Here is a 7,243-nt window from a genome sequence, read left to right as displayed (position 1 = left end):
CTTCAGCACCGCGCCATCGGACGCGATCATCCGCTGTGCACCTCAAAGGACGCCCACCGGAGCGTGACCACATAACCCCAGCTTCACCACGACGTGCGTGAGCCGACACAGGCACCCGCAACGCCGTCAACCGCACCATCACCTGGCCGATGCCCGGCCGACCGCGCGAACACGCGCACCATCCGGGCACGGCCGACAGTCGTGCCCGGATTCCACCCACCGCAGAGGAGGAATCCCGATGGCACACCACGAACCTGTCCCACCCCGCCCACGCCACGGCGAGCATGCCCACCGCCAGCCATCGACCGACGTGGGCCTGACAGAACAGATCAGCTCCCTGCACGCCGAGACCATCGCCGCTGTCGAGCAGCAGCAGACGCTGGCCGTCGAGGCACGTCGCCTGCTCATCGCCGCGCTACACGAGGGCGTGATCTGCCGACCCGGCTGCGAGGACGCCCTCACCGCCTGGGGTCTGGAACCCTTGCCGCAGCGCTGGACCGTCTCCGCAGCCGGGCATCTGTCGTACACGCGTGAGCACACCGACCACGACGAGGCCCGCCAGCAGGCATGTTTCGGCGTGCCGGCGGAGCTGGGTCTGCTGCGGTTCCCGATGGCGGCCTACCCGAGACAGGTCATCGACGTGACCCCCGTTCCCAAGGAAAGCGACGGTCGTCCCGGGACCGGGCGTTTCCGGATCACCGTGGCGGTCGCTGTCTGGACGTGGGTGACGGCGACCCGCGCGACGGACGCGATCAACGCCGCACGCACCGCAGTGGAGAGTGAACTGCCCGGGCTGGCCGCTGTCGGCATCAACCTGACCGGGCTGACGTGGCAGGGCGCCGAAGGATCCGACGACATTCCGTTGGACGAGCCCGACACTGATCCGCGACCCGCGGTGGCCAGCGTCGTTCCACCGGCCGACGTCGACGATCCTGCGGCGGCCACGACGGCACGGGACGCGGCGGTGCGCGCCCTGGCCGACCTACGGCACCGCATCCGCACCCGCGCGATCCGCGCCCTCGCCGACGACGAACTCTGCGGCGACTACCAGCGGATCGCCGTGCGGGTCGACCAGTTCCTGGTCGATCTCGGGCTCGACGCGCTGCCGTGGGCACACCACGTCACGGTCGTCGTCGACCTGACGCTGCCGGCCGGCGAGGGTACCGCTGTGGACGCGTGTGACACGGCGCGGAACACGATGCGGGCGGCCACCGTCGGCTACCCGGACGAGACACGGCCGTGGACCGCGGACGGCTGGCCCCGCCCGGAGCACGCCACGATCGACCAGGACGGTTGGCGAATGCCGTGGCGGCACGAGTACGAGATGTGGCTGCGCGACCAGGCGACCCCGGCCGACGCGACCGCAGCGGCTGAAGCCGTTGTCCGCGCGGACCTGACCCGGGTACTGGCCAACGTCGACCACCTGCTACCCACGGTGACCGTCCACGTGGAGGGCGTCGGTGTCGACCGGTACCTCGACCCCGACCGGGACTGACACCAGACACCGACGATCGACGCCCGAGCCGGCTGTCGAACGTTCCGACAGCCAGCCACCCGGAGCCGCCGGCACCTACTGCCAGCGACACGCCGTGCGCCGAACCCCCTGGACAGGGCAGAACCGCACGGCGCGCTCCGCCCCCGCCGGATTCCGGTTTCCCCACATTCCAGACCAGTAGTGGAGATCATCATGTCCTTCGCCGACCACACGCTGACGATCCGATCCTCAGCCGACCTGGTGGCCGTGGTGCCGTACCTCATCGGTTTCCACCCCGGCGACGGCAGCATCGTCGTGATCGCCTTCCGCGACAGCCGGGTCGTGTTCGCCGCCCGGGGCGACATCCCCGCCCCGGGCACCCCGGCACACCAACTGCGCGCCTTCACCGACGACCTGGTCGCCGTCGTGCAGCGGCAGCAGCCCGTCACCGCCGTCGTGATCACCGGTCACGGCCAGGCCCGGCACGTCGACCCGGCGCTGCGCCTGTTCGGCGAGGTGTTCACCGCCGGCGGTACGCCGGTCCGGGACCTGCTGCGGGTCACCGACGGCCGGTTCTTCAGCCTCAGCTGCGACAACTCCACGTGTTGCCCACCGGAGGGGACCCCGTTCGACCCGACGACGGCACTTGTGGCGGTGCAGGCGACCGTTGCGGGGCTGGTCGCGCGAGCGGACCGGGCAGCGGTCGCCGCCCGGATCACACCCGTCGGCGGCGTCGCCCGTGACAGCATCCGACGCGCCACCGGTCAAGCGGCCACCCGCCTGGAGTCGTTGATCGCCACCGGCAGCGAGGCCGTCGGCGCCGCCGGCACCCTGGCTGTCCGCGACGCGCTGCGACAGCACGACAGCGGCACCCGCCTCACCGACGACGAACTGGCCTGGCTCACCGTGCTGCTGACACGCACGGCGGTGCGGGACCGTGCCGCCGAGCTGACCGAACCGCACGACGGTCACGTCACCTTCTGGGTCGACGTCGTCCGCCGGGCCCACGCACCGCTCGTACCAGCCCCGGCAACCCTGCTCGCCCTCACCGCGTGGCGCTGCGGCGACGGCGTACTGGCCGGCATGGCAGCAGAGCGTGCCCTGCAGATCGACCCCGCCTACCGGCTCGCCGGGCTGCTCCTGCATGCCCTGCATGCCGGACTTCCGCCATCGCTGTTCGAACAGGCATCCATCGACGACCGGCCGGACCTGCCGTCCGATCCCCGCGCCGACCAGCGATGAACCCTCGGCGGCTCCGGCCGCACATGCCCGCACGGAGGGCGAACGGGCCTCCACGACCGCACACCCAGAACCGGCCCTGGGAGGCAACCACCCAGGTCGGTCGGAACCGCACCGTACACACCTCGCCACCGTCGCCGACGAGGCAGGGGCACCGAGTTACCGATCCTGACAACCTCCCGACACGGTCCAGATCGCAGCGGCTGCGACGGTCCTCGACCGCGTCGAGGTGCCCGGAGCCGTCGAAGGCTCCCCGACCCTCCGGCCGGCCTGGCCGCCACGCTGCGCGCCGACCAGGCCGCGTCCCCGGCGCGCCGCTGACACCCGACGGCCCGCCGACGCCCGAGCCGTAGCACAGCCAACACCAGCCGATCTGTCGGCCGTCGCCCGGCCGATCCGCGCGAACCCGCACCGCATCCGGGCACGGCCGACCCGCCGTGCCCGGATGCCAGCCATCCGAAAGAAAGGGATCACATGTCGACCACCGGCAACCGCCGGATCCACCTGATCCGCGTCTACCACAACACCGGGAGCAGGTTCTTGCCGTACCAACCCGGTCACCCGCTCACCCAGGTCATCTCCCACTGGCGTCACCTGCCCACCGAGACCACCCCGTAGCGCCTGGCCGACTGGGCCTTCCACGTGTTCAACACCGACCTCGACCACCTGGAGACCGACCGTACGACGCCAGCAGGGGAGAACGACTTCCTCATCGCCTGCGTGTACCGGCTGCTGCGGCTGCGCTCACTGTCCACCGGTGACGTCGTCGCCGTCACCGCCAACGGTCACACCACCTGGCTGGCATGCGAGTTCACCGGCTGGCGGCACATCGACACCCCGACCAGCATCACCGACCAACCGCTCATCGCCGACACGGTCCAGCAGCAACTGCGGCGGGGCCGCCATGCGTGAGCACCCGTGCCAGCGGCACCGACCCGGCCACCACACCGACGCCTGCCTGACCGGCCGGTGCGGATTCTGCGGCACCGACCTGCGGACCGCCGCCTCCGGCGAGTGCCGGGCCTGCCTGCGCATCGTGTGCGAGGCATGCGACGGCGGATACCAGCCAGACCTCGGCCCCATCTGCCGCCCCTGCGCACCACCCCGCAACAGCACCGCCGGCACCGGTCCGGGCAGCACCGGCCCGTCCGAGGATCAGGAACTGCACCGGCTGTGTGTGCTCGACCTGGCGCTGTCCTGCGGGCATCTCGCCACCGTCGCGCTGACCGGCTGGTACCCGCAGGTCGTGGCCTGCTGTGACCGGCTCGGCGGCACCGTCCTGCGCGGCCACTACGTGCCGTACGCCTCGCACGTCGACTACGTCGACCTGCACTGCGAGCGGCACGAGTACCGGCCCAACGGCACCCCGCGTACCCCGGACCGGCTCATCGGCCGGCGTCCCCGCACCGACGACCCCCACCAGCCGCCGTATCCGGGCAGCCAGGCCAGCGCGGGACGCTACCCCGCCCGGGTCGGCGCGGCCTGGAGCCTCGACGGCTCGGCCTGCGCAGCCGACCTGCGCTGACCCTCCAGCACCCGCCTCACCTGCCCGCCGCCACCGGCGGAGCAGGAAGCAACGGCCCGCCGAAGGCGGGCCGTCGTCGTATCCACCCGGACCCGGGACGCCTCGCCTGCGAAACGTGCGCGTCCCGGGTTCTCCACCAGATGGAGGAATCCAGTGTTCACCACACTCCTCGTGATCGCCACCACCGCGTTGGCGGCCGTGCTCGGGGCTGTCGTCGGCTTCGGGCTCGGTCACCTCGCCGTCCGGCCGACCCTCCGCCGGCTGCGCACCGAACTGGCCGACGCCGCCCGGCAGTTGACCCACGACCCGCTCACCGGCCTGCTCAACCGCACCGGCCTGCGGGCCGTGCACACCACGATCGCCGCCTCCGGCGACCCGCAACCGATCATCGTCATCCTCATCGACCTCGACCACTTCAAACAGGTCAACGACACCTACAGCCACGACGCCGGCGACGACCTGCTCACCCAGACCGCTGACCGGCTGGGACGGCTCGCCGCCACCTACGGCGGCAGCGTCGCCCGCCTGTCCGGCGACGAGTTCGCCGCCATCCTGCCCGTGCGACACCACGGCATCACCGACATCGCCGACCGGTTCACCACCGCCATTGCCGAACCGGTCCATATCGACACCGACCACGGCCCGACCACGGTCACCGTCACCGCCAGCCTCGGCATCGCCGTCGCCGACAGCACCGAACCGTTGGAAGACGTCGCGCTGCACCGCGCCGACATCGCCATGTACCACGCCAAACGCCACGGCGGCGACCGGCACGTCCTCCAGCTGCCCGGCATGACCATGCCCGACCGGGAGCACCGTCGCGGGCCACGCCTGCGTGACCTGCACCGTGACCAGCGGGGGAGCGCCGCATGAACCTCGCCACCCTCACCGCCTGCGCCACCTGCCACCAGGCCCTCACCGAAAGCAGCGACGGAGGCGGCATCGTCTACCGGCATCCCGTCGCCGACGACCGACACACGGCCGTGCCCGTCGACGCCGCCCAGGTCGAGTACGTCTTCAACCGCTGCCACACCTGCACCGGCGCGCCACCGGTCTGGAACTACCGCACCGGCCTCATCGAGATTGTCGCCCTCACCGACGGCGGAGCCCAGACCTACAACGACCGGTGGCACGTCTGCCACGGGTGCGCCCAGTTCATCGAGGCCGACGACTCCGAGGCCCTGACCGCCCACTGCGCGGCCCTCATGCGCTGGCATCCCGACAGCACGCAGTACACCATCCTGCGGACACTGCATCGCGGCATCGTCCTCAGCCGCCAGGAGCGGACGCTGCTGACCACCACCGACTGGCCGCCCGCGCGGATCACCGCCGACATGCTGCCCAAGATCCGCGACCGCATCACCCGGCTCCTCCGAGGCCCCGCGAACATGCCAGCACCCCTCAACGATTCCGGCCAGCGGGGGAGCCTGGCCCACCACCTCGACTCCGCGCCCCTGTACTGGATCAACCAGGAGTTCACCGAACTGGTCGACGAGGTCACCGCCGGCCAGCCTGCGGCCACCGCCGCCGCCGACATCGCCCCCTCACCGGCCGGACTGATCACCTGGCCCCGACCGGTCGGCCGCACCGGGCAGCTCGCCGCCGTGTCCTGGACACCCCACCTGGACGGCTGGCACCTCGTCGGCTACCGCAGCATCGGCAGCGGCGCCGTCGACGAGAACCTGATGCCCGCCCTGCGACACGACATCGGCTGGCTCGTACCCATCCACACCGAGAACATCACGCACGGCACGACGCTCGACGGCCGCCACCCGCTCGGTCCTCTCGTCACCACCTGGTTGCTGGTCAACCAGCAGATGGCCGAGACCGTACCGGCGAAAATACCCAAGAGCACCGCCAGGGCGTACCAGCGCAGCCGACGCCCCGCCCCCGAGGTCAGGATCGTGCGGATCAGACCACGGGACACCACACCGGCGACGACACCGGAGCAGACCGCCAGCCCTCGCACCCGCGCCAAGCCCGATCACCGGTTCTGGGTCTCCGGTCACCAGCGGCAGCAGGCATACGGCCCCGGCCGCAGCCTCCGCCGCAGAATCGACATCCAGCCGTTCCTCAAAGGCGACGACGACCTGCCGATCAAGCTGAGCACCACCGTGCGCGTGTTGGGCAGCCCAACCACCGACCCAGGCAGCGACACCAACTGACGGACCCATGCGTGGTGGTGGGTTCGTCCACCACCACGCACACACACGCCGGTGGTCAGCAAAGCCCTACCCGCAGGCACTCAGCCTCGTCCGAGTCCACGGCGGAGGACGGCGTTCTGGAGCCGTTCTGGTTCGAGGCCAACCCGGGCCGGCACCTTATACCCGTTCCGTGCGGGGTCTCGGCTGGCCGGTCGGTGACCGCAAAGTCGAGGCGAAGCGATCGCATCGATCCTCTCGCCGGGCAACCCGGCGGAGGCCGAAGACCTGGTCGGCCGGGCGCGCGGCGGGCGAGCGCCTGGTCGACGAGCCGGGGCAACAACCCTGGGGATACGTGAGCAACTCGCCGACCCGGACAGGCACCTGTTGATGGTGCAGCACAACGGGTGATGGCCCCCTTCCCGCCCGGGAAGGGGGCCATCGGGCATCCGGTGGGTCACTTGGTCCAGAGTTCGGCGACGAGGTCGGCGGCCTGGGTCTCCCACTGGGCGTACGCCTCGGGGAAGGCCGAGACCTGTACGGCCTGCGCGGCGTAGGTCAGCGGCATGTCCTGCCAGCCGTCGACCTGCTTCAGGCCCTTCAGGAACGCGGTGGTCGAGTAGGCGGGGTCGGTGATCTGCTCGACGGTGCCCCAACCGCTGGACGGCCGCTGCTGGAACAGGCCCTGCGAGTCGTGGTCGTTGCGGTCACCCAGGTGGCCCAGGTTCTCCAGCTTGGACTCCTGGAGGGCGGTGGCGATGGCGACCACGGCGGCCCGCTCGTCCATGCCGGCCTTCTTGGTGGCCTCGACGATGGCCTTCGCGTTGGCCTTCTGCTCGCCGGTCAGCGGCACGGTCGACTGGT

At 71.2% G+C, this 7,243-nt stretch carries 8 protein-coding genes; 7 read left to right on the top strand and 1 reads right to left on the bottom strand.

Features of this window, described 5'->3' with window-relative positions; translation table 11 throughout:
- Window positions 1–238: 238 nt before the first annotated feature.
- From GSF22_RS28055 to GSF22_RS28025, 7 genes are all read left to right on the top strand, one after another.
- Window positions 239–1,495: a hypothetical protein gene (locus GSF22_RS28055; protein ID WP_208816747.1), complete on the top strand. Its 1,257-nt coding sequence runs from the start codon at window positions 239–241 to the stop codon at window positions 1,493–1,495.
- A 192-nt stretch (window positions 1,496–1,687) separates the two neighbouring features.
- Window positions 1,688–2,716: a DUF4192 domain-containing protein gene (locus GSF22_RS28050; protein WP_208816746.1), complete on the top strand. Its 1,029-nt coding sequence runs from the start codon at window positions 1,688–1,690 to the stop codon at window positions 2,714–2,716.
- A gap of 471 nt (window positions 2,717–3,187) precedes the next feature.
- Entirely contained in the window at window positions 3,188–3,331 is a 144-nt protein-coding gene (locus GSF22_RS28045; protein ID WP_208816745.1) for a hypothetical protein, read from the top strand.
- 24 nt (window positions 3,332–3,355) lie between these two features.
- On the top strand, window positions 3,356–3,625 hold the full coding sequence (locus GSF22_RS28040; RefSeq protein WP_208816744.1) for a hypothetical protein: 270 nt from the start codon (window positions 3,356–3,358) through the stop codon (window positions 3,623–3,625).
- On the top strand, window positions 3,618–4,238 hold the full coding sequence (locus tag GSF22_RS28035; RefSeq protein ID WP_208816743.1) for a hypothetical protein: 621 nt from the start codon (window positions 3,618–3,620) through the stop codon (window positions 4,236–4,238). Before GSF22_RS28040 ends, GSF22_RS28035 begins: the two co-directional genes overlap by 8 nt.
- Window positions 4,239–4,391: 153 nt before the next feature.
- Window positions 4,392–5,111: a GGDEF domain-containing protein gene (locus GSF22_RS28030; RefSeq protein WP_208816742.1), complete on the top strand. Its 720-nt coding sequence runs from the start codon at window positions 4,392–4,394 to the stop codon at window positions 5,109–5,111.
- Window positions 5,108–6,403, top strand: coding sequence for a hypothetical protein (locus tag GSF22_RS28025; RefSeq protein ID WP_208816741.1), 1,296 nt, complete (start codon window positions 5,108–5,110; stop codon window positions 6,401–6,403). The genes GSF22_RS28030 and GSF22_RS28025 overlap by 4 nt, the downstream gene beginning before the upstream one ends.
- A 433-nt stretch (window positions 6,404–6,836) precedes the next feature.
- Here GSF22_RS28025 and GSF22_RS28020 read toward each other — a convergent pair.
- Window positions 6,837–7,243: hypothetical protein (locus GSF22_RS28020; protein ID WP_244454262.1), on the bottom strand; the 407-nt coding region annotated here is incomplete at its 5' end.

The organism is Micromonospora echinofusca (genome assembly GCF_017614955.1).
GTDB lineage: Bacteria > Actinomycetota > Actinomycetes > Mycobacteriales > Micromonosporaceae > Micromonospora > Micromonospora echinofusca_A.
This window is presented reverse-complemented; position numbering and strand designations above follow the sequence as displayed.